The following is a 22,749-nucleotide window of genomic DNA, read 5'->3' on the forward strand; positions in this document are numbered from 1 at the left end:
ATACTATTTAATTCGTTACTGCCGGCTTATTGACCGAATAAGGTAATAAGAATGGCGTTCTGTGCATGCATACGATTTTCGGCTTGAAGCAACAGCAAAGACTTATCGCCGTCCATTAATTCTCCGGTGATTTCCAAATCACGATGCGCCGGCTGACAATGCATTACATGGGTCGCCCCAGTGTCAGCCAACAGCTGTTCATTCAATTGATACGGCATAAAATATTGTTTGATCTTGTCCAGTGGCGTGTCGTCACCCATGGAAATCCAGGTGTCGGTGTATAAAGCATTCGCCCCTTCGGCGGCAGCAATGTCATTACTGACCGTAATGGTCGCTCCGGTTTTAGCAGCAATAGCCTGAGCACTTTCTACAACAGACTGCACAGGTTCATGCCCTGCTGGTGTGATTACAGCAACATCTGCACCCAAGTGAGCACCGACTAACATTAGTGAATGCGTAACGTTATTTCCGTCACCAAAGTACGCTAGTTTGGTTTTACTCACGTCACCAAAAGTCTCGTGCATTGCCAGAAAGTCAGCCAATGCCTGACACGGGTGGTACAAATCACAAAGAGCGTTAACGACCGGGATCTGGCAAGATTCTGCGAAGATCTTCAGGGTTTCATGCTTGAACACTCTGGCAACAATGGCATCGCCCCAGCAAGCCATGTTGGCAGCCATATCTGCAACATCTTCACGGCCTTGCAAGTTATTGCTTTGGCTGTCGAGATAAACCATATGCCCGCCCAGCTTATTGATACCAATATCGAAGCTGACACGGGTTCTTAGCGACGGCTTCTCGAATAAGGCAATAACCGACTTTCCCGCCAACGCTTGTTTGTATTTTGCAGGGTTTGTTTTTACATCAAGAGCAAGACTCAAAAGCTCGGTCAACTGCCCCGATTCCCAATTTTCAAAAGTTAATAAATCCCGTTTCATTACTTGGTCTCACTACTTAATTTCATTTGATACTCAGCGATATTTTCCGCATTGCTTTCGGCATCGCTGTGAATGGTGGTTCCAACGGCTTCCCCCTGAATCAATCCAAGCAATTGTTCAGGCGTTTTCCAGGAAGCGATAATCACAGGATTACCAATTTGATTCGCGGTTTGCAGGGCAGCTTTCACCTTTACCGCCATGCCGCCATTGATAACGCCTTGCGCTATCAACTGCTCAATAGACTTTGAATTCAGCTCAGCAATAGGCTGCATGTCGGCATCAAGCACACAAGGCACATCGGACAAAAGTACAAGTTTAGCTTCTAGCGCATGAGCAATAGCCGCAGCGGCTTCATCGGCATTAACGTTCAATAGCTGTCCGTTTGCGTCAGCACCAATTGAGCTGACAATGGGTAGCTGTTGATTGCCCAAGACTTGCAATAACAATTGAGGATCATTGGCTTTTGCAGTACCAACAGCTCCCAATTTTTCGTTAAGCTGCGTTGCTGTGCATATGCCGCCGTCAAGCAATGACAACCCGACAGGCACGATGCCTTGCTGCATCGCCCATCCACACAGCGTTTTGTTAACCGTGCCAGCTAAAGCGCCTACCACATAAGGCAAATGTTCGTTTGGCGTAACCCGCAAACCATCGATTTTTTCCGATGTTAAGCCCAGTGCTTTCAGCAGGTTTTCAACACTGTTTCCACCACCATGCACCAACACCAGAGGTACGCTTGGCATAAGTTGCTTTAGCGTAGAGAAAAAATGGATTGCAGCCGTTTTATCTTCTAACAACGCACCGCCAACCTTGATCACCAAAGGCGTATGATTAGCCATGAGCAACCCCCTGATGAGATGGCGCTAACAGCCCGGTGTGATGGGCAAAACCACTGACCAGATTGGCACATTGCAGAGCTTGAGAAGCTGCGCCTTTTAGCAGGTTGTCGATGGCACTGGTCACAACGATGTACTGTGAGTTCACATCATATTTCCAATGCAAATGGCACTGCGCAGAATGCACAACGTCATCCAACTTCGGCCACGACTGGCAAAGTTTAATCAGAGGTTCGTCGGCATAGGCTTGATTAAAGGCATTATCAATGACCTCGACGTTGGCAGAAGAATTCAGCTTCGCCGTAACCGTTGCCAAAATGCCACGCTTAAAGTTACCCAAATGCGGAGTAAAAATAACTTCTGCGCCCAAATGAGAGGCAATTTCAGGTTGGTGTCTGTGTCCTAACACACCATAAGCTTGCAAGCTGACTTCGCAAAAACTGTTGCCCATAGTGGCTTTTCTACCGGCTCCGCTCACGCCAGAAATGGCATTGATAATGGGATAATGATCGGCATCCAGTAACCCGGCTTGCATCAAAGGCTTAAGTGCCATCAAGGAAGCGGTAGGATAACAACCTGGAACCGCCACCAGCTTACTTTTTTCAATCGCTTTAGCATTCCACTCAGCCAAGCCGTAAACCGCCTGTTCAAGCAAATCGGGATATTGGTGAGTAAAACCATAAAAACTGTCGTAAAGATCATGTTGCGCCAAACGAAATGCACCAGACAAATCCAACACTTTGGCTTTGCCGCTTAATAGTTTGGGCATCCAGTCATGGCTCGCTTCATGAGGCGTCGCCAGGAAGATCAAATCCACCTGATCCGCCAACACTTCCAGCGTGTCTTCGCTAATAGATTGCAGTGCCAAATAAGGCTGTTCAAAATCCTGTTCTGACAGTCGCCCATCCAGATGATTTAAATACTTTCCGGCATCGGAACTATTTTCTGATACATACACGCTATGCAGACTGATATTCGGGTGTTGCACGATCAGTCTGGCAAGTTCGGTTCCGGTATATCCACTGGCTCCAATAATGGCACTTTGCAACATAATTTCACTCTTGATTGTTATCATTCGCTTGGTAACGAAAAGGTTATTCGGTCTTAATATGGATAAATCTAAATGGGAATTTCGACTATCGTCGTCGAATGAGAGTGACAGGCAGAGACGACGAATGTAGTGAAGATGTTTGCTTGCCTACCAAGTTAATCAATAGATGCATAAAACCACCTGACGCAATACAAACAAACAGCATCTGAAGTAAATCAGAACATTGTGCAAACATGTGTAAAGCTGAGTGTTTCATTGTGCCAAATCGATCTATTTAAAATTAACTAAGGGAATAGACTACTATCTAAGCTATGGCTTAGATGTCCTACTTCGTCAAGGTTTCTGCGCATACTACCAGTAAAATATATTTATGCAACATTCATGAATAAATATATTAATTTATTTTTCCTGTCATTCATTTCAATCAAATCCATTTAAATATTGTCTTACAAAGCTAAAGTCAGAGTAATTGAAAGATAAGGAAGACACATAAAATTTGTAATAAATATGCAACATTTCCGTAATTTTATTGTTACCGGGGAATATTGAAATGCGCTGATTAGCCTCATAGGCTTGGCTGAAAGCGGTCTGGATGAAATATAGAGGGTAGAAAGGTATAGAAAGCAAGGTGAGGCTATTGCATTTAACCGTTAAACCATCGCTTCCCTGCGATAAATTCTTGTGGGTGACTTGCAGTTATGTGCTCTTATTTAGAGTGAGTTAACCACCTCTGCTCTGGCAACTTCTTCAGTACGCAGAAAATCGAGTACCACTTGGTTAAATTGCTCAGCTTGATCATAGTTAGGCACATGCCCCGCTTGCTCCAAAATCACTAACTTGGAACCGCGCAGAATGGTGCTCATTTCTTCACCACGAGTAAAGGGCACGCCACGATCCTCTTTTCCCCACACAATCAAGGTTGGTAAAGACAAATTGCCTAAACGATGAATTTCATCGCTTAGCTTATCGAAGAATTCTCGACGTTGAATGCCCAACAACACATCAATAGTGCCGGCAATCTTATGAAAACGGGTGACATTTTGAAAATACTCATCCGTAATCAGGTGCTTGTTGTGAACGAAGAAATCGCCAAGGCTTTTACGTCGTAAGGCATCGGTTTTTAACTCCATCAAAAAATTTCCAACGCCGGGCATATTCACCAGCTTACTCGCTGCGGGTAGTTTATTGGGAAGACCCGCAGCATCAACCAATATCAATTTATGAATTCGTTGTGGATGATTAAGAGCGAATAGAATGCTGGTACCACCGCCCATTGATTGCCCAACCAATGTCGCTTTATCAATGCCCATTTTATCCATGAAGCGCAATACTTGTTCTTCATACAAGGGATAACCGTAATCAAGAGGTTCACGAGTGCTGTAACCGAAGCCCCATAAATCCAGCGCATACACTTTATGCTCAGCAGCAAGCGCATCAATATTTTCATGCCACATGTATGAATCGTAGAAAAAGCCATGCAGAAGAATAACTGGCGCAGCGCCTTCTTTGCCTTCACCTTTTTCCAGATAATGAGTTTGGCGACCGCCTAAATCTACAAACTTCCCTTGTGCATATTTCTCAGCCCATTCATCCAGTGGCTGGCTGTCCCAAGGAACAAATTGTGACGCATCATCAAACCAATCAACCTGAGTAAAGGCAATAAGCAAACCGAGCAAAACCACTGCACCTAATTTTGTCTTCTTATTCATAACTATGTCTCACAATTGTTTATTGAAGTTTTCAACCATCCACTCGTGAAATAAAAACATTGAGACGATTGATTCGAAGCAAACATATCAGCCTCGACAAAAATCAAACGGCCTACACAACAGGCAAAATGGAAGGAAAACAGCAGGTTTCAAAGCGACTATTTAGCATTCCCTTGCACAAGATAAACTTTAAGAATCAACCTGTTTGAAGTTAATTTGTTACTTCTAACTCAGAGGCTTTTGCGGCTCGGGATTCGTTCTCGGTACGCAAAAAATCAAGCACGACCTGATTAAATTGCTCAGCTTGATCATAGTTAGGCACATGCCCAGCCTTATCCAAAATCACTAACTTGGAACCGCGCAGAATGGTGTTCATTTCTTCACCGCGAGTAAAGGGCACGCCGCGATCTTGCTTCCCCCAAATAATCAGGGTTGGCAGAAATAAGTCACCTAAATGATGGATCTCATCACTAAGCTTATCGAAAAATTCTCGACGCTGAATGCCCAACAACACATCCGTAGTACCCGCCACCTTATGAAAGCGGGTGACATTTTGAAAATACTCATCCGTAATAAGATGCTTGTTGTGAACGAAGAAATCACCCAGACTTTTACGCCGTAAACTGTCGGTTTTTAACCCCATCAAAAACTTGCCAACACCAGGCATATTCACCAGTTTACTTGCAGCCGGCAGCTTATTAGGAAGACCCGCAGCATCAACCAATACCAGCTTATGAATTCGTTGTGGATGATTAAGAGCAAATAGAATGCTGGTGCCACCGCCCATTGATTGCCCAACCAATGTCGCTTTATCAATGCCCATTTTATCCATGAAGCGCAATACTTGTTCTTCATACAAGGGATAACCGTAATCCAGCGGCTCACGAGTGCTGTAACCAAACCCCCATAAATCCAGCGCATACACTTTATGCTCAGCAGCAAGCGCATCAATATTTTCATGCCACATATATGAATCGTAGAAAAAGCCATGCAGAAGAATAACTGGCGCAGCGCCTTCTTTGCCATCACCTTTTTCCAGATAATGAGTTTGGCGACCACCTAACTCTACAAACTTCCCTTTTGCATATTTTTCAGCCCATTCATCCAGTGGTTGGCTGTCCCAAGGAACAAATTGTGACATATATTCACTCTAACGAATTATTACAGTTTTACCTCATGCTAAAGACCCAAAACCTACAGCTCTAAAGCGTTACAAAAGAGAGTACACGCTTCGTTACACCGGAGAAAGTAAAATATTTCTCATTAATGTAATTTCACAGATAACGTCGCTAAACAGGCTTCTAATTAAATATTTAAAGCTTCTTTCTATCTAAAAAATCACCCGGAAAAATTAATGCTTGAACAAAATCGTATACGATTATACGATCCGACCATGAAAACATTATCCAAAGCAACCAAAACCACTTCCGAAATACTGGCTGATCAGATCCGTAACGCCATTATTTCCGGAAAGTTTCCAAGCGGGCAGGCATTGAAACAGGATGTTCTGGCTAGTCAATTTGGCGTCAGTAAGATCCCTGTCAGAGAAGCGCTCTACTTATTACAGAATGAAGGACTGGTTACCTTCTTAAACAACCGTGGTTCCATTGTTTCTGAACTATCAACCAACGAAGTAGACGAAATATACACAATGCGAGTGGCTCTGGAAGCAATAGCCTTAGAGCGAGCCATTCCTAAACTGACTGCCGCAGACTTCATTGCCGCAGAAAGCACATTGAAGCTGATTGAAGCTTCTGATGACCCGATTGAATGGTCAAATCTTAACTGGATATTCCATAGCACCATTTATCGCGCAGCTCAGATGCCCAAACTACTGGAAACCGTTTCTGTTCTGCACAATAACGTTGCTCGTTATCTTTTGCTTTACCTCAACACCATGCAGCAACAGGAACATTCACAGCAAGAGCACTGGGACTTATTGGAAGCGTGTCGTAAAGGACGAATTCAACAAGCCCTTGGCCTATTGCGCCAGCATTTAGAAGATGCAAAACAACAGACTATTTCTTACATGACCCAACAACAGGAGTCGGAATAATGAGTTTACTAAGCAATTTTGAGCGTTACCCTCTAACCTTCGGTGAAACTCATATTGAACATTTACCCAGACTTAGCGCAGCCCTGGGTGGAAAAGTTGAGATCTACGCCAAACGTGAAGACTGTAATTCAGGGCTGGCAATGGGCGGCAACAAGTTACGTAAGCTGGAATACATAGTGCCAGATATTCTTGCCTCGGGCGCAGATACCTTGGTTTCAATCGGCGGGGTTCAATCTAACCACACCAGAATGGTTGCCGCCGTTGCCGCAAAACTGGGGCTAAAATGCCGATTAGTTCAGGAAAGTTGGGTACCTCATAACGACGCCGTATACGACCGTGTCGGCAACATTCAACTATCACGCCTCATGGGTGCAGATTCACGCATCGTCGACGACGGCTTTGATATCGGTATCCGCCAGAGCTGGGAAGAAGCCTTGCAGGAAGTGAAAGACGCTGGAGGCAAACCTTATGGTATTCCCGCAGGCGCATCCATGCACAAATTCGGCGCTTTGGGTTATGTGGCATTCGCCGAAGAAGTGAAAAAACAAGAACAAGAGCTCGGATTTGAATTCGACTATATCGTTGTGTGTGTTGTCACCGGCTCAACTCAGGCCGGCATGATTGTTGGGTTTAAACCCGAAGGCCGCTCCAGTAGAGTCATTGGCATTGATGCATCGGGTACACTTGCACAAACCCGCGCCCAGGTATTGGAAATCGCTCAAAACACATCAAAGTTGATCGGACTTGAGTCCGAAATAACAGAAGAAGACGTACACATTAACCCGGATTACGCCTACCCTGCCTACGGAATTCCCAGCAAAGAAACAAACGATGCCATGCGCTTGGCAGCGCAAACCGAAGCGATGATCACCGACCCGGTTTACGAAGGAAAATCAATGCAAGGATTGATAGATTTGGTTAACAAAGACTACTTCCCACAAGGCTCAAAAGTGCTTTATGTTCACTTGGGCGGAACCCCGGCATTGAATGGCTACAGCTATATCTACCGGAATGGGTAAGGAGTGCGTTTAGCACTCCTTAATTCTTCTGAATTAAAGAGGGGGGTTCAAATATAATGGTGATAGTAACTGAAAATGAATCACCACTATAAAACTTAGGCACCTGTAAGTTATCCTGCCCCCCTTCATCAACAACATAACCGTTCTACAACTAAAGAATAGGTTTCAATTGGTGGAAAAGCCCCCCTCTTTGTCTAGGCTTGAATAAGATGCCCCTCTTTACTGAGGTGTACATATTCAAGCTGATTGCTTTCTGTATCTCATTTGCAGAAATACCCGAGCTCAGTTTGAGAGGTGTGCTCATGCAAAAGTTATTTGTTTTTTTAAACTTGTTTCTGTTCTGGTTATTACTGACCGCTTGCGCTCCTGAAAGCAAAGAGCCTATGCGTGTGGGTACAAACTTGTGGCCGGGTTATGAGCCCCTCTATCTCGCCGCAGAATTGGGATATTGGGACAGCTCAGAGGTCAGAATGACCGAATTCAACTCTTCCAGTGAAGTCATGCGAGCTTTCAGAAACCAATCCATTGATGCCGCAGCTCTCACACTTGATGAAGTTATCTCACTTTGGCAAGACAACATGCAGGCTGAAGTGGTCTTGGTTTTGGACATTTCCAAAGGTGCCGACGTCATTGTTGCCAAACCGGAATTCTCTCATTTCAAAGATCTGAAACACCAAAAAATAGCCGTAGAAAGCACAGCTCTAGGAGCCTATTTCATATCACGAGCGCTAGAAATCAATAATATGACCCCTAAAGACATTGAGGTCGTTCCTCTTGGTGTTTCAGATCACGAAAGCGCTTTTAACAACAATCAGGTACAAGCTGTCGTCACCTTCGAACCTGTACGAACCAAATTATTGGAGAAAGACGGTGTAGAGGTATTCAGTAGCCGGAATATTCCAGGAGAAATAATAGATGTACTAGTGATACGAAAAAGCTACCTAAGAAAAAATCGCCATCAGGCAGAGTCACTTGCAGAGGGTTGGTTCGAAGCCATTGAGTACATGTTCAATGAGCCCAGGGACGCATCACGACGCATTGCAAAAAGATTAAACATTTCACCACAGGAAGTGCTCGCCAGCTATGAAGGATTGGAATTGGTTGGCGAAGAGAAAAACAAAATCATGTTGTCTGGAAAAAAAGCCCTGGTTAATCAAACCTTGATGAAACTTACCGCCAGCATGATGCAAAACCGGCTGCTTACAGAGCCCCCTCCAATAGAACGCATCATCAATGATCAATTAGTCAGGTAAGTCGTGTTAATCCACTTTCTGCCTAAAATCGTCGTGTTGCGTACCGTTCCTCCACAGGCAATAGTAAGTAGCGTGACTCAGATTCGATAGACAAAAGCCTAAGACACACCTCGTCGTGCCATAAATAACGTCATTGCACGAACGTATAAATCCACAACTTGCTGTGACTCATTGTTATTAATGAAGTTATTAAATTTAGGCGAGGAATTAAGCTCTATCAGATGATAATTACCGTCGTGCCCCATAATAATATCAAATCCAACCCAACCTAAATCAATGTGCTCATAACAAGGGCGGACAAACTCGTATAACTCCTGAATGAGGGACTCATCATGCACTTGAATAGCAATTTCGTCCTGTTCCCAATAGCGTAAATTGAACCCTTCCTTGCTACCTCTTTGGTACGCCAATACTGGCTCCCCAAACGCGCATAGCAATCGATACTCTAATTTACTGGAAACATATTCCTGAGCTAAAGCCAGAAAATCGTATTCCTTGGAATGATGATCAAAGGTTTTATCTAATGCCTGACGAACTTGCTCTTTGTCTTCACATAAAAACACACCTTTGCCTAATGCTCCGGCATTACGTTTTATCACCACAGGGAAATCAAAGTGTTCGGCCGTCGCCTCAACCATTTCCTCCGTAGAATGATATTGGCAATAATGGCGATACTCCGCAGGTATTGTGGAATCGAGGAAAGACAGAGTTTTGGGCATACGAATATGCTCATTAAGAATTTCGTATGTGTGCATTTTGTCGCGGCATAAATGGTAAACCACTTCGCTGTTGAACGGGGTTTTGTTCAATTGAAAATATTCTTTTCCCCAAGGTAACGTCACTTGCACCAGGTTCTGTTCACGATCGATATAGCGGTGAGGAAGCGCCATTTGATCCAGAGCTTTCACTAAACAAGCGATGTGTTTTTCCATATTTATAGCGTCACTTTATTGTTTTTTAGCCACAAGAAAATAGTCTGTTAGAGCCTTGTCCAGCACTTCCGTTTCGAGGATCTCAAAACTGCCTCTGGTAACCAGATTCTCTAACTCGGCAATACTAAATGATGTCATCGGTGGAACCACACCAATTTTACTCAATAAAGATAAAAACATGCGGAAAAAGGATTTCTTTTCACCAAGACAACCCGTTGCAGAAATCAACAAACCGCCGGGTTTTAATAGCTTATTAATGCGTTGCACAGCTTTTTCAGGTGCATCGATCAAATGCAGTATGTTGTAAGCGATAACCACATCGTAGCCTTCTTCCTGATAACGCTCGTCATAAAGATCAGTAACCGCAAAATCAACGTTGGCAATGCCTCGGCGCTGCGCTTTACGCTTGGAAACTTCAATAGATTCGGGGGAATAGTCAAAGGCATCAACATGCTGAACATGTTCTGCCACATCACACGTATTACCACCAATGCCACAACCAAAATCCAATACTTTTTGTTCTGAATTTAAATGCTTGATTGTGCGATCAATGGTTTTGTTTTCTTTACCCTCATCGGAATCATTTTGCTTTTCACTTCGAATAGCCATTTTGTCCCAAAATTGAATTGTCTTGGTCACTCGGTTTTCTCCACATTAATCATCTGAATCCGGGTTAACAGGTTCTGTCGTTAAGTTAGTCAGTAAAATCTTCTAGCTGAATGGATGTCTTCCAGTATTCTGGCAAGCGACACCAATCCAATTTATGCTCATTCGAAGCCGTATACACAGGTTCTGGCAAAGGTTGTTCAGCAAAACAGCCACCAGCAACACCCGTTAAACCAGGGAAAAGCTCCACTTTCCAGAACAGCGTAGTGCCACAATGAGGACAAAAATGCCGATATTGACTGGAAGGTTTATCAACCTGATAAATAGACGTTTCACCTTCTTGCTGCTGGATCTGTTCGTCACGAAAATAAGCCGAAATGCCAAAGGCACTTCCAGTTCTCTTTTTGCAATTCAAGCAATGACAAACCGCATGAACCTTTGGTTCACCTGAAACCCTGATACTGGTTTTCCCACAACAACATTTCGCAGTTCGTATCATCCTACGCCCCTGATTTATTTGGCAAGTATTATGCGAAGAAAACTCGCACTAAAACGCTATTCGATATTCCATTTAAGCATGGTTGTTTTGCTAACGCTTGTGTCAACAAATCACGATCAAATCTAGCCGATCGTTTATCGAAACAAGGAGTTAATCATTGAGGCTGATACAAAAACGGTCATCCACATAAGCCAATTGATGTGGACGACCGAATTATGGACAATACAGTTGATGTCGTTTATTCGGCTATAAACTTAATGCTCTTGGCGCCTTCCCACATGGTAGACATGCCGATTTCACGCAATTTATCCAAATCGGAAGTAATGGTCGCAAAGTGATTACCTGCAAGTGCTCCCGCTTTAGAGGCAAAACTCACGCTGCCATAAGCAATCAAGATTTCAGTTTCGCTTTTGCCTTTTGGATACAAAATAATTTGCCCCGGCGTAGGGTGGCTGGTGGCATCTTCATAACCGACACCAAAGTCTCTGTCCCCTAACGGGATCCACATGCCTTCACCGCTCCAGCGAACATGTACAACCTGACTTTCAAAGGGCATTGCCTTCTTAAACGATGCGCAAGTTTCAGGTGAATTTTGCTCTTCAAATCTTGCATCAAATTTATGCCCGTCAATTTCTATAATCATATGTTCTCCAGAGTCATTATTAGCAGTACCTGTCGAATCAGAATAATCTGAACTCAAACACCACAGACTGCATTACGGTGAAGGATTTTTTTACCATAGGCAAGAGGTGCTGGCAAATTCGGAAGTCAGTTAACCAGAATTGGGGATAAGTCAGTTTTTAGCGGGCAATAAAAAACGGGCTTGAGGTAAAGCCCGTTCTTCAAATCATGAGTTTATGAGCAACACTCAACGTGACTGTAACTTCTCCATAATTTCACGCGGAACATTGAACGGTAATGCAAACGGTAATTCGGCTTCAGCAACGCCCGGTAAGACGGAACTTTCAGCCAGCGCATCAAGAGGTAGTTGATCGCTTTGTTGTGAGGTGTTTGCTTGCATTACAGTCATCATTCTTAAACCTGAGTCTTGTTCAGTTTAGTTATCGTTATTTGCTAAAAAAACTTGATGAAAAAATAACAAAATCTGAAAAAAAATTAACAAGACTTAGCAATACATTGAAATTAAAGAGATTATTTTAGAGTACAGGCTTAACAGTTATCACACATCATTCTGTTTAAGTTATCACACCCCATACGCATTAACGCCTTCAAGTAGGCACGAAAGAGATAAGTATCAACAATGAGCCGGAAAACCGAAGCGTGTCTTGGAAAAAGTTTCATCGAGTATTCAACTATTGCCCAAAGAGTCGAAAGCTAAATATCCAACGCACTATTGATAAATTTACATACAAAAACCGCTTTTCCAATCTCTTCAAAAGAACGCTTCATTTCTTTATTTATCAAGGCCATTACCCGATCATATTCACCCACAATCTGAGTGCTCATGGCGTTGGTTTTCACCAATACATCCTGAGCTGCATTCAAGCGCTCAACCGTGCCTTTTATCGACGGTAAATACTCGTCAGCCAGTGGGTATAAACTCATTTCAACAGATATTTTCATAGCCTACTCCATACGTTTTCTGCTTTGGTTTTGCGCATTATAAGGGCTCGGCAAGAGCCTCTGAATAAATAATCACAGGTTTACAGAAAAAATTGCCTACATATTAGAATTTTTGCTACTTTTAGCGTCAATTTACAATAAAGATAATATTGAAAAAGGCATATCGGATGTTCAATAAAAAATCGCTAACGCTGGCAGGTGTTGTTTCAGCCACCTTGTTACTGACAGGTTGCAGTAAACTCAACAAAGAAAACTACGACAAACTCAGCATGGGCATGAGCTTGAAAGAAGTCGAGCAAGTCATCGGTTCCCATGACGAATGTTCATCAACCCTGGGAACCCAAAGCTGTATTTGGGGCAACGATAAAGCCAAGTATATTAAGGTCAGTTTTGTTGCAGATGCCGCCGTCGCATTCTCCAGTGACAAACTGTAAACGGCCTAAATAGTCTGAACCAGACCTTATCTGGGCTTATCTGCTCAGGTAAGGTGCTTCCCGCATTCAGTGTTATACTCAAATCTTGAACCAATTGCTTCAAGATAGACTCTCCAAGCAGTAATCCAAATTAGTAAAAAACGTAAAACAACCAGCAGCGCAGTATGAAACAACACGATAAACAATGGGTCGCCGACGCCATTCAAAAGATCAATGCCGATTACAATCGTTCATCCGATACCCACCTCATCAAAGTGGATTTACCGCAATTTCCCGGATGCGATCTCTACCTGAAAGACGAATCGACTCATCCAACCGGCAGCTTAAAACATCGCCTGGCGCGTTCCTTGTTTTTGTACGGCTTATGCAATGGACATATTGGGCAAGATACGCCGATTATTGAATCATCTTCCGGCAGTACGGCGATCTCCGAAGCCTATTTTGCTCGCCTGTTAGGGCTGAAATTTATTGCTGTTGTACCTCGCAATACAGCGAAAGAGAAGATCAGGCAGATCGAGTTTTACAATGGTGAATGCTGCCAGGTAGAACCGAGCGAACTCTATGCCAAAGCGCATCAACTGGCAGAGGAATTGAACGGTCATTACATGGATCAGTTCACCTATGCGGAGCGCGCCACTGACTGGCGCGGCAATAACAACATTGCCGAAAGCATCTTTCAACAAATGCAAAAAGAGCGCTTTCCTATTCCACGCTGGATAGTGATGAGCGCTGGAACCGGCGGTACGTCTGCCACTATCGGTCGCTATATACGCTTGCATCCGGAATATCACTTGCTAACCGAACTAATGGTCGCCGACCCGGAGAACTCGGTGTTTTACGATTATTACCTGAATAGAGATCCCGCCATCACCAGCAATAAAGGCTCTCGAATTGAAGGCATTGGTCGCCCAAGGGTAGAACCTTCATTTCAGCCCAATGTGATTGATCACATGGTGAAAGTGCCCGATGCCGCCTCCATTGCGACCATTCGATGGCTGGAAACCGTGCTAGGTAGAAAATGCGGCGGTTCCACAGGCACTAACGTTTATGCGGCATTACAGCTTTTAAAACAGATGCAGGAACAAGGCGAAACCGGCAGTATTGTCACCCTGATTTGCGACAGCGGTGAACGCTATTTAAACACTTATTACAACGATGACTGGGTTGTAGAACAAGGACTAGACTTAAGTGAACACCAGAATTTGCTTGCTCAATAATAATCCGCTGGTTAACATTGCGCTCAGGTGTACGAAGGCGCCTGAGTTCGCAAAAGACGATTAACCATCACAGTCACTTCATTTTCATTTCTTACAATTTACAAATTTTTCATGGGTTTAACGCGAACAGATCCCAGACAATGAGAGGTTTGTATGAATCCCATAATTCGCCTTAGAGCAAAGGCTCGCTGGCTATCGAAACAGCAAAATATTAAACGCAAAGACGCCCTTAACCTGGTTGCACAAGAACAAGGCTACGCCGATTGGACGTCATGTAAAAACGCCACCGACACCTACTGGTATCCCGGCATGTCCGCTTTTTTAAACCACTGGTTTAGCACCTACAAAGAAGCGAAAGAGCACAAAGACAACCACGGCGGCTACCTGCTTACTTACAAAGGCCAATACTTCGTTGCCTCCGGCGACTACATCACCAGCTTGGGTCTCGACCCCGACGACCCGGTTTGGAATGCCATTGATTTTGATGTCTCCACATCAAATGCACTGGAGAAATTCCACGCCTATCACGGCAAACGTAGCGCAAGAAAAATCGCCTCAGCGAGCTAACGGGAAGTCTGGCCATGAACAAACACTATTTAGAACCCACTCAAGAAGCGGGAGCCGCCTTATTTAGCCGCAATATCAGCGGCGCAGTGGTCATGTTTAACCTACTGCGCTTTAACGATATCGCCGACTACTCACAATTCCCGGAACTCGCTCCAGAAACGCCAATTTCAGGCGAAGCCGCTTTTCAAAAATACATTGATTTCACCTTACCCTTTTTAAAACAAAGTGGCGGTGAACTTCTATTTTTAGGCGATGGCGGCAAATACCTGATAGGCCCACCCGATGAACAATGGGACAAGGTGATGGTGGTAAAACAAAGCTCACTTGAAAGCTTTATGGCCTTCGCATCCAATCAGGATTATCTGGCAGGATTAGGCCACCGAACTGCGGCATTGCTTGATTCCAGGTTGTTGCCCGTAGTTGAGACTAGGAGCCGGAAGTTTTAGAGCGAGCTTAATGCAGGTAACTGATACGAAAAACCCGGTTTTAGGAAGCAACCGGGTTTATTTATCCTTAAATTACAACGTGTGAAAATCAGTGGGTAGTCGCGGTAATGGATACTCGAACACCGAGGGCATGGAGCATTTTAAAAACCGTGTCATAACGCGGTTTGGCTCCAGGCTTGATAGATTTGTACAAACTCTTTTCACCATGCCCCATTTGCGCAGCAATTCTTTTTGCCCCTAATGCTTTAATGACATCACCCACAGCAACAAGAAAAAAGTCAGGATCATCTTCCTGTAACGCGGCATCAAGGTAGGCCGCAATATCATCAGGAGAATTCAAATAATTTTGAACATCCCAATGATTTAATTCTGAGAGTTTCATTATTTAATCCTCCAAATTAGCACACATTTTCTTTGCTCTAGCGATATCCCTATTCTGTGATGATTTGTCTCCACCACATAGTAGAATCACGATATCGCCATTACGTTCCGTAAAATAAATACGAAAGCCCGTTGCAAAGAAAAACCTGGGTTCACTCACACCGTCGCCAAGTCCTTTTATATCTCCCATGTGACCACTTTCTAAACGACGCAAACGAGCATTGATCCTCGCTTTTATTTTCACGTCTTTGAGTTCGCTGAACCAACGATCAAAATAATGGGTAGTTAAAATCCTTTTCATAAGGCCAGATAGTATCCTTATGGATACCATCTAGCAAGAATATCGTCAGAAAAAACTGAAAATGAACGCTTTAACTGATTCCAAGGAGGATATCGCAAGTGCCTTGGCTGATTTCGAGTCGGATACCGTAACAATTGTGCTAACAATCCCAGCAATCGCAGCCCAAATAAATAAAACGCGAGTCTTGTTGCTTTGTTCCTTAACAGGCTCAACATGATGCTTATTCACTTCCAGCTTTTTATAAACCTCTATATGTTTAAATATCTGTTCTCTTTCGTCATCTGTGAATTGGCTAAAGCCGTCAGCCAATATAGGAACTGCTTCGGGTGCTAACTCCGCGATCACTTCGTGCAATGTTTGCAGCGGAAGGGCGATATCCTTTGTTTTATCAAAACCAAAAAACTTTATATTAATTGCTTGTTTATTAAAGGAGTATTCGATCAGTGTCTTGATCTTGCCACCTTTCCAGCTAGCAAACACTCCATCAGTCCACACATCGCTAGGTAGCCTTATATCAAACGAGTGCGTTTTAAATAGCCCAACAACGAAATGGCTGCGAAATCCCAGCGGAATAGAATCAAAGGAATACTGAATCATTAAAGGGTGTTTGTTCTCTTCCCGCATTAAAAATGCATGGTGCATATCCGGTTCATTAAACTGAGCGGCATCTGGAAAAAAGCACCTTTTTTCCATCATTACTCGAAATATATGCATTGCTTTATGCTGTTGCAAAAACGCAATCAACTTTTCAGAATCAACATTTTTACCGATTATTTCATCACGTAACTTCGCTTTACCAACAACACCACCGTTATCCTTTAGTGATGAATGATTAATTACTCTATAGGCTTCTTTAACAGCCCAATCCGGGTCTAAACAATAATCTGAATCGCCATTTGAAACTATCTTGCCTAACCCCTCCAGCTTGGAGCTAATCCGCAGCCATTCTTCCTCATCCCCTTCAACTTCTAGTGCCTTTTTCAGCTCATGATTGGGCACAAAGTGATCGTCTGAAAACACCTCTTTCAATTTGATAATCGCTTTATGCGCATCTTGAGAGATCGAATACTGGCTTTCAATGCAGGTGTTCACCAGCTTTCGTAAAAACTCATTAAACTTGCCCTCGTTATCGTCGGGGTCGATGCAGGAAAATGAAATAAAGGAGTCTTTGTCCAGGAGTTCTGGATACTCTCTAATCAGGCGGTTTTGGTTTTGCTCACGAAATACTTCTTCATGGCAATTGGTGACTAATAGCACTTCGACTTTTTTACCAACCTGTTGAGGCTTGTCGATGTCATCGCTTTGCGGGAATTCTCCTGTACGATGCTCTTGAATATGTTCTTTTGTATGCTCTCGAATTTGCGCTAACCATTCATCGGGGGCTTGTTCATGGCGGCTATCGACTACTAACACATATACACAGTTTTCGGTGCGCATAAAGCCGCGATGCAGGTTGTGAAAGATGCTCTGCCCACCAAAATCCCACAGTAATAATTCCAGATTTTTATCTTCAATATCAGCAAGTACGCGCCCATGCTTGTCGTTCAGTTCTTCCTGATTAATTTCCTTGCAGACTATTCCCGTTGTCGCTGGTTGCGATGATGCAGTTCCGCGAGTAAGAATAAGATCTCGTAAGGAGCTTTTACCCGCGCCACCCGGCCCTACTAACATAATGCGAAATATGGGATTCGCTTTTAAATGATCATCTCCCTGAAGAAAAAGCCTTAACGACTTGGCATCACCCCACACTTCATCACTGACATCTTCTCGGCAATAACGCAGAAGGCGATTTTTCTCAATCAACTGCCCACACCAAAGTGTTTGCACATCTTGAGCGAGAAAACCTAAATCCAATTCTTCTAATTGCTGACAAAACTCCCGATGAATAGATTCGATAAAGCTTTGATCTTCGCTCTTATCTTCTTGATTTCGGCTTTCTTTATATTGGCTCTTTTCGTACTGGTTATTTTCATACCAAAGAGGCTGAGAAAAAAGAGAATCAGGGTCATGACTTAATAGATGGTTAAAATCACGGATACTACATTTTAATATCCATGATCTTGCGGAGTAGGCGGCGTCGGCGGCGGCGTCGGCGGCGGCATCGGCAGCTCTGGCGGCATAGGCAGCTCTGGCGGCGTCGGCAGCTTTGGCGGCTTTGGCGGCGTAGGCGGCATCGGCGGCTTTGGCCGCGTCGGCGGCGGCTCTGGCGGCGTAGGTGGCATCGGCGGCATCGGCGGCATCGGCGGCATCGGCGGCTTTGGCGGCGTCGGCGGCTTTGGCGGCGTAGGCGGCGTAGGCGGCATGAGTGGCTTTGGCGGCGTCGGCGGCGCCGCGAAAATCAACGCTAACGCCCTGATTTTCGCGCAAAACGGTTTGCAAAAGAATATTAGCACGGACCACGGCAGCAATATGCAACACTGTACGCTTCAGCCAAATCTCACTCAGACTCAATCTTGCTGTGACAAAAGGCAAGGCTCGCAAACTGGCACGCCAAGCATAAGCAACCAGCGCTTTTCTCCTTTTATCTTTTCCTTTTTGCTGCAACAGCATCCGGATCTGCCCTTCTGACGGCAAATCATCTATTGTCAGCTCCCAGTCTTCGGGAATTGGGATAGGTTCTAGTTTCTCCATGGACTTTTTCTTTTGTTCTTTTGTTCTTTTGTTAATTGGCTAATGTTAGCTAGCTGCTTTTAACGAGTGCTCAAGTAAATAAGCGAGTAAGTATGAACCCCATCATGGCGCAAAACACGCTATTTCATAAAATAAGTGCAACGCTCATGGTTGCATGGTGATAGACGATCAACTGCCTATTGGTGGTATTCTAAAGTCGCCAAAAATTAGAGTATTACCATGAGTTATAAGCAGTTGACCGAGGGTCAAAGATATCAGATCGAAGCATTATTGCGAGAAGGTTTTAGCCAAAGTCATATCGCCATTCAGATTGGCAAGAACAAAAGTAGTGTGAGTCGGGAAATTAAGCGCAATGTCTCTGAAACAGGTTATTGTGCAGAGACTGCCCATAAAATAACAATGGAAAGGCACCTCCATAAAAGTAAACGTGGGATACCCGATGATACGCGCTTTTTTGTTGAGTACTGTTTGTCACTTAAATGGAGTCCAGAGCAAATTTCTGGTGTGGGTGATCTGACAGGATATCGAGTAAGTCATCAGTGGATTTATGAGTTTATCTATGAGGATAAAAAAGCCGGAGGAAAGCTTTTTAAACAGTTAAGACATGGACACCGAAAGTATAAAAAAGGTGGTTCAGGCAAACGCACTATCATCCCAAATCGCGTTGGTATTGAGCACAGGCCAGAAGTGGTTGACACAAAGGAACGCTTCGGAGACTGGGAGGTTGATACTGTTCTGGGTAAACAAGGAACAGGGGCGATTGTGAGCCTTGTTGAGCGCAAAAGCAGGCTCTATTTAGTGCGTAAAGTGAGTGGCAAAAATGCGAAAGATGTCGCACTAGCCATGACTGATATGTTACGCCCTTATACCGATTCGGTTAAAACCATTACAGCAGACAATGGTACAGAATTCTGTGACCACGAAACCGTTGCAAAGGCATTAAAGACAGATATCTATTTTGCCAATCCGTATGCCTCATGGGAGCGAGGATTGAATGAAAACTTTAATGGTTTGCTGAGACAATATATTCGCAAGGGAACTGATCTGACGACAGTCAGTGATGAAGAATTGTCTTCAATCGAAAAGCAGATAAATTTACGTCCGAGGAAGTGCCTCGGATTCAGGCAGCCAGCAGTTGTCTTTGATGAACTGCTGAATGCTGCTTAATTGGTTGAGTGTTGCACTTGAGAGTTGAATCCGCGCACCACCGCCATCAATTGCCAATATTTATTTCCTTAAAGTAAGGAAATACATACCAAAAATGCCAAACCAAATGATTAGGCAAAATAGTCCAAAGCTAACTTTTAGTATTCGCTTGAATTTTAACCATTTTGCTGCAATGCTTTTTTGACTCACTCAACACTAATATTGCTTCTGATTTTCTCTTGAATTCAAAGCATTGGAGGCGTTATGCCCTATACTCCGCAACAGGTTTATCGTTCTGAGAATTTGCGTTTTGCGACGCAGGAAGGAACACGTCAGCCCACTATGTATTTCCGCACAGATCATGGTTCAGGCAGGTTACGTCAAGAGCATGACAGTGGGCCAAAAGTTCAGGATATCCGCAAACACACCACCCATGCGTTTTTTAAAACCAAAGATCAGCAGGTAGCTTTTCATCGAGATTTAAGAGCGCAAGGAACAGGTCTCACTAGAACTCAATACCGAGAATTACGAGCTCACCATGGTGGACATCACACGCCAAGAGAAGGCTATTTTCATCATGAAGCGAGTTTCCAAGGGCATGGCGGAGGCAGTTTGGTTCACACTAATAGCCGAGGAGATGCAGCGAGGTTACATAAAAACGGTGGGCAGGTGGTTTCCAGCCAAAAACTTGAGACGCTGCGCGGTCAAACGTCAACTATCGCTCGTAGAATGGGAGTTTGATAGCCAACAGTCTTTAGCATTAAATTAATGTTAACAAATAGCAGTGCCGTTGCTTAACACATTGGGATAGTTTACGCAGACTCGCCGAAATTCCATCCGTGGAGGCTCCACAGCCGCGTCAACAAAATTGAAAGTCAGGCTGAGGGTCTGCTTAAAACTATCCAAAGGTGACTAATAACCTAACACTTTTATGCAGAATAGATTGTCAATTAAGCTTTTATACGCTGAATAGCATGTTCCAAATGCGATCTCGGGCAACCATAATTCAAGCGAATAAACTGCTTATTGCCAAAGTCTGCGCCCGGTGAAGGGCCTACGCCTTTGTCTTCAAAGTACTTCTGCGGAAGTGGCACATTTAAACCAGAAGCATCAACCCAAGCCAGATAAGTCGCTTGCGGTAGCAACATACGTAATCCTTCAATGGCATTGATTTCCTGATACAGGTAATCGCGGTTGCCACGCAAATAATCTAACAAGACTTTGTGCCAATGATCGCATTCGGTAAAGGCGGCTTCCGTTGCCACCAAGCCCATAATGTTCGCCCAAGGCAATAACCCCATTCCGGCATGATTATATTGAAAGCGCAGTTTGGCGTCGGGAATAATCGCAAATGACGTGCCTAAACCTGCAATATTAAAGGTTTTGCTGGCTGCCATCAGGGTAATGGTTTGGCTTTCAACACCAGCTAAAGTACCCGCAGGAATATGCTTGGCTTGTTGATCCAAGACCAGATCGCAGTGGATTTCGTCGGAGCACAGGAAGATGTCGTTTTCCTGACAAATACGCGCCACTTCCTTAAGCTCCGCTTCGGTAAGCACTGAGCCGACCGGGTTCATCGGGTTACACAGGATGAACATTTTCACTTTCGGATCCTGCGCTTCTTTTTCTAATTGCGCGAAGTCCAATGTCCAACGACCATCCACTTCAACGGTGTCGATATCAACACGTTCCATTTTATTGATCGCTGGTGCGGCTAACATGGGCGGGTAATTAGGGCTTTGCACCATAACCTTGTCGCCCGGTTCACAAAAAGCGCGGCATGCCAGATTAAAGGCAGGTACAACGCCCGGTGTCCAAACGATCCATTCCAGCTCAATGTCCCAGTTGTATTGCTTTTTCAACCAGTGTTTTACGGCTTCATTGGCGGGAGCATATTGGCTCGGATGGGTGTAACCCAAAATGCCGTGACCGACACGTTTATGCAGAGCATCCAGAATGGGCTGCGCACAGCTAAATTCGGTATCAGCAACCCACATCGGCAGTATGTCTTGTCCCTGATATTTAAGCCACTTGAGAGAATAGGTGTTATCGCGGGAAATAGTTTGAGAAAAATCCATGATGGGATGCCCTTTTTAATGATTCAGTATCAAGCATCAGATTGTAATGATTATTTTAGCTGTGCCTAGTGCGGAATTGTTCTTGATTGCTATAAGCTAGACTATTCATCAAAGCCTTTTGATAAATCAGCAGCAGCTTTTTGTTTAACCAGTTTCTTCACTTTTGCCAGTAAGTCTTTTGCCGTAAAAGGCTTACCCAGAAAATCATTCACACCCGCTTTAATCGCCTCGACCACTAATTCCCGAGAAGTGTTCCCGGTCACCATTAAAACTGGGGTGGTTTTGTCGAACTGACGGAATGCACGCAAAAAGTCCAGGCCATTCATGCCCGGCATTTCCCAATCACTGATGACCAGATCGAAGTAACCCTGGTTTTTTTGCAATTTTTGTAATGCTCTTTCTGACCCGCCAAACACCATGATATCGCCACAGTGAATTTCCTTGAGCATATGCGCTATCAAGGTTTGGGTGAGTTCTTCGTCGTCAATTAACATGATATTGGGGAATAATCCCGCATCAGAATCTGCCACGCTCAGCTTTTCCTCTGTTTAGGTGACCGCTTGGATCAAATATAGGCTTTCCAAACTGCGACTGCCAGAAAATAAACTACACTTACTTTTTGTTCTTCTTTTTCAAAGATTGCGTTTAAGAAAAAATATGGCTAACGGTTTTGTTGATCCGTATCAATTTTAATCAAACCGGGATTTGCCATACTGAACGCAAGTAAATTGTAGGAGAATCTACATGATTGATCGAGATAATGTTGGTGTAATGGATACTGCTGTTCGTTCTATTATTGCTTGTTTATTTTTTGCCTTGGCTGTTGAGCAGGTTTTACCCGATATGGTGAACATCGCGCTACTGGTACTTGGTTCTCTACTATGGGTTTCGTGTGCAACAGGTGTTTGCTACCTATATAAAATGCTGGGCATAGACACTTATCACGTGAACTAGATTGATGTGTTGCAAAGGACGCTTTCAATGTGGATTGGTAAGCTATAAGGCGGAGGTTAGACAGGGAAGTATCATTGCAGACACCCCCGTTTACATCATCTAAATAATCTG

26 protein-coding genes are annotated in these 22,749 nt (G+C 44.0%); 10 read left to right on the forward strand and 16 right to left on the reverse strand.

Features of this window, described 5'->3' with window-relative positions; all coding sequences use genetic code 11:
* Window positions 1-26: 26 nt before the first annotated feature.
* The 5 genes from KIH87_RS18660 to KIH87_RS18680 form a co-directional block, all read right to left on the reverse strand.
* Entirely contained in the window at window positions 27-938 is a 912-nt protein-coding gene (locus KIH87_RS18660) for an ornithine carbamoyltransferase (RefSeq protein WP_232359358.1), read from the reverse strand.
* A complete protein-coding gene (argB, locus tag KIH87_RS18665) occupies window positions 938-1,777 on the reverse strand; it encodes an acetylglutamate kinase (protein WP_232359359.1) in 840 nt (279 codons plus the stop codon). Before argB ends, KIH87_RS18660 begins: the two co-directional genes overlap by 1 nt.
* Window positions 1,770-2,825 (reverse strand): N-acetyl-gamma-glutamyl-phosphate reductase, encoded by a 1,056-nt coding sequence (gene argC, locus KIH87_RS18670; protein ID WP_232359360.1) that lies wholly within the window; start codon window positions 2,823-2,825, stop codon window positions 1,770-1,772. Before argC ends, argB begins: the two co-directional genes overlap by 8 nt.
* A 710-nt stretch (window positions 2,826-3,535) precedes the next feature.
* A complete protein-coding gene (locus tag KIH87_RS18675) occupies window positions 3,536-4,534 on the reverse strand; it encodes an alpha/beta fold hydrolase (protein ID WP_232359361.1) in 999 nt (332 codons plus the stop codon).
* Between the two features lie 211 nt (window positions 4,535-4,745).
* A complete protein-coding gene (locus KIH87_RS18680; protein WP_232359362.1) occupies window positions 4,746-5,675 on the reverse strand; it encodes an alpha/beta fold hydrolase in 930 nt (309 codons plus the stop codon).
* Window positions 5,676-5,888: 213 nt separating this feature from the next.
* On the opposite strand from KIH87_RS18680, the gene KIH87_RS18685 reads away from it, so the two are divergent.
* The 3 genes from KIH87_RS18685 (at window position 5,889) to KIH87_RS18695 (ending at window position 8,862) form a co-directional block, all read left to right on the forward strand.
* A complete protein-coding gene (locus tag KIH87_RS18685) occupies window positions 5,889-6,590 on the forward strand; it encodes a GntR family transcriptional regulator (protein ID WP_232359363.1) in 702 nt (233 codons plus the stop codon).
* A complete protein-coding gene (locus KIH87_RS18690) occupies window positions 6,590-7,609 on the forward strand; it encodes a 1-aminocyclopropane-1-carboxylate deaminase (protein ID WP_232359364.1) in 1,020 nt (339 codons plus the stop codon). Before KIH87_RS18685 ends, KIH87_RS18690 begins: the two co-directional genes overlap by 1 nt.
* Window positions 7,610-7,911: 302 nt before the next feature.
* Window positions 7,912-8,862, forward strand: coding sequence for an ABC transporter substrate-binding protein (locus tag KIH87_RS18695; RefSeq protein ID WP_232359365.1), 951 nt, complete (start codon window positions 7,912-7,914; stop codon window positions 8,860-8,862).
* A 98-nt stretch (window positions 8,863-8,960) separates the two neighbouring features.
* Here KIH87_RS18695 and KIH87_RS18700 read toward each other — a convergent pair whose 3' ends face one another.
* The 6 genes from KIH87_RS18700 to KIH87_RS18725 form a co-directional block, all read right to left on the reverse strand.
* The gene (locus KIH87_RS18700; protein ID WP_232359366.1) at window positions 8,961-9,794 is read right to left on the reverse strand and encodes an ATP-grasp domain-containing protein; all 834 of its coding nucleotides are present in this window, start codon (window positions 9,792-9,794) and stop codon (window positions 8,961-8,963) included.
* A 15-nt stretch (window positions 9,795-9,809) separates the two neighbouring features.
* Entirely contained in the window at window positions 9,810-10,433 is a 624-nt protein-coding gene (locus tag KIH87_RS18705) for a class I SAM-dependent methyltransferase (protein WP_232359367.1), read from the reverse strand.
* Between the two features lie 55 nt (window positions 10,434-10,488).
* Complete coding sequence (locus tag KIH87_RS18710) at window positions 10,489-10,899, reverse strand: GFA family protein (protein WP_456320192.1); 411 nt, start codon at window positions 10,897-10,899, stop codon at window positions 10,489-10,491.
* A 238-nt stretch (window positions 10,900-11,137) separates the two neighbouring features.
* Window positions 11,138-11,542 carry a DUF3830 family protein gene (locus tag KIH87_RS18715; protein WP_232359369.1) on the reverse strand — a complete coding sequence of 135 codons (405 nt, stop codon included), beginning with the start codon at window positions 11,540-11,542 and terminating at the stop codon, window positions 11,138-11,140.
* Between the two features lie 225 nt (window positions 11,543-11,767).
* Window positions 11,768-11,932 (reverse strand): hypothetical protein, encoded by a 165-nt coding sequence (locus KIH87_RS18720; RefSeq protein ID WP_232359370.1) that lies wholly within the window; start codon window positions 11,930-11,932, stop codon window positions 11,768-11,770.
* A 302-nt stretch (window positions 11,933-12,234) separates the two neighbouring features.
* Window positions 12,235-12,483, reverse strand: coding sequence for a YkoF family thiamine/hydroxymethylpyrimidine-binding protein (locus tag KIH87_RS18725; protein WP_232359371.1), 249 nt, complete (start codon window positions 12,481-12,483; stop codon window positions 12,235-12,237).
* A gap of 167 nt (window positions 12,484-12,650) precedes the next feature.
* Here KIH87_RS18725 and KIH87_RS18730 point away from each other — a divergent pair, with 167 nt between their 5' ends.
* The 4 genes from KIH87_RS18730 to KIH87_RS18745 all read left to right on the forward strand — a co-directional run bounded on the left by KIH87_RS18730 (window position 12,651) and on the right by KIH87_RS18745 (window position 15,147).
* Window positions 12,651-12,917, forward strand: a complete 267-nt coding sequence (locus tag KIH87_RS18730) for a DUF3862 domain-containing protein (protein ID WP_232359372.1) — start codon at window positions 12,651-12,653, stop codon at window positions 12,915-12,917.
* Between the two features lie 164 nt (window positions 12,918-13,081).
* Window positions 13,082-14,134, forward strand: a complete 1,053-nt coding sequence (locus tag KIH87_RS18735) for a PLP-dependent cysteine synthase family protein (protein WP_232359373.1) — start codon at window positions 13,082-13,084, stop codon at window positions 14,132-14,134.
* A gap of 153 nt (window positions 14,135-14,287) precedes the next feature.
* Window positions 14,288-14,701, forward strand: coding sequence for a hypothetical protein (locus KIH87_RS18740; protein WP_232359374.1), 414 nt, complete (start codon window positions 14,288-14,290; stop codon window positions 14,699-14,701).
* Window positions 14,702-14,715: 14 nt separating this feature from the next.
* Complete coding sequence (locus KIH87_RS18745) at window positions 14,716-15,147, forward strand: DUF1330 domain-containing protein (protein ID WP_232359375.1); 432 nt, start codon at window positions 14,716-14,718, stop codon at window positions 15,145-15,147.
* Window positions 15,148-15,235: 88 nt separating this feature from the next.
* Here the strand turns inward: KIH87_RS18745 and KIH87_RS18750 are convergent, their stop codons facing one another.
* Genes KIH87_RS18750 through KIH87_RS18760 form a run of 3 tightly spaced genes read right to left on the reverse strand, consistent with a single transcriptional unit; the run spans window position 15,236 to window position 18,460 of the window.
* Window positions 15,236-15,529, reverse strand: a complete 294-nt coding sequence (locus KIH87_RS18750) for an addiction module antidote protein (RefSeq protein WP_232359376.1) — start codon at window positions 15,527-15,529, stop codon at window positions 15,236-15,238.
* A gap of 3 nt (window positions 15,530-15,532) precedes the next feature.
* Window positions 15,533-15,829, reverse strand: coding sequence for a type II toxin-antitoxin system RelE/ParE family toxin (locus KIH87_RS18755; protein WP_232359377.1), 297 nt, complete (start codon window positions 15,827-15,829; stop codon window positions 15,533-15,535).
* Between the two features lie 45 nt (window positions 15,830-15,874).
* Window positions 15,875-18,460, reverse strand: a complete 2,586-nt coding sequence (locus KIH87_RS18760) for a COR domain-containing protein (RefSeq protein ID WP_232359378.1) — start codon at window positions 18,458-18,460, stop codon at window positions 15,875-15,877.
* A 219-nt stretch (window positions 18,461-18,679) separates the two neighbouring features.
* Here KIH87_RS18760 and KIH87_RS18765 point away from each other — a divergent pair, with 219 nt between their 5' ends.
* Together KIH87_RS18765 and KIH87_RS18770 are read left to right on the forward strand one after the other, a co-directional pair.
* On the forward strand, window positions 18,680-19,627 hold the full coding sequence (locus KIH87_RS18765) for an IS30 family transposase (RefSeq protein ID WP_232357857.1): 948 nt from the start codon (window positions 18,680-18,682) through the stop codon (window positions 19,625-19,627).
* 243 nt (window positions 19,628-19,870) lie between these two features.
* Window positions 19,871-20,347: a hypothetical protein gene (locus KIH87_RS18770; protein WP_232359379.1), complete on the forward strand. Its 477-nt coding sequence runs from the start codon at window positions 19,871-19,873 to the stop codon at window positions 20,345-20,347.
* Between the two features lie 209 nt (window positions 20,348-20,556).
* Here the strand turns inward: KIH87_RS18770 and KIH87_RS18775 are convergent, their stop codons facing one another.
* Together KIH87_RS18775 and KIH87_RS18780 are read right to left on the reverse strand one after the other, a co-directional pair.
* A complete protein-coding gene (locus KIH87_RS18775; RefSeq protein WP_232359380.1) occupies window positions 20,557-21,684 on the reverse strand; it encodes a MalY/PatB family protein in 1,128 nt (375 codons plus the stop codon).
* Between the two features lie 101 nt (window positions 21,685-21,785).
* Window positions 21,786-22,214 (reverse strand): response regulator, encoded by a 429-nt coding sequence (locus KIH87_RS18780; protein WP_232359381.1) that lies wholly within the window; start codon window positions 22,212-22,214, stop codon window positions 21,786-21,788.
* A gap of 214 nt (window positions 22,215-22,428) precedes the next feature.
* Between KIH87_RS18780 and KIH87_RS18785 the strand changes: the two genes are divergently transcribed.
* Entirely contained in the window at window positions 22,429-22,638 is a 210-nt protein-coding gene (locus tag KIH87_RS18785) for a YgaP family membrane protein (protein ID WP_232359382.1), read from the forward strand.
* The last annotated feature ends 111 nt before the right edge of the window (window positions 22,639-22,749 follow it).

This window comes from Paraneptunicella aestuarii, assembly GCF_019900845.1.
GTDB classification, from domain to species: domain Bacteria; phylum Pseudomonadota; class Gammaproteobacteria; order Enterobacterales; family Alteromonadaceae; genus Paraneptunicella; species Paraneptunicella aestuarii.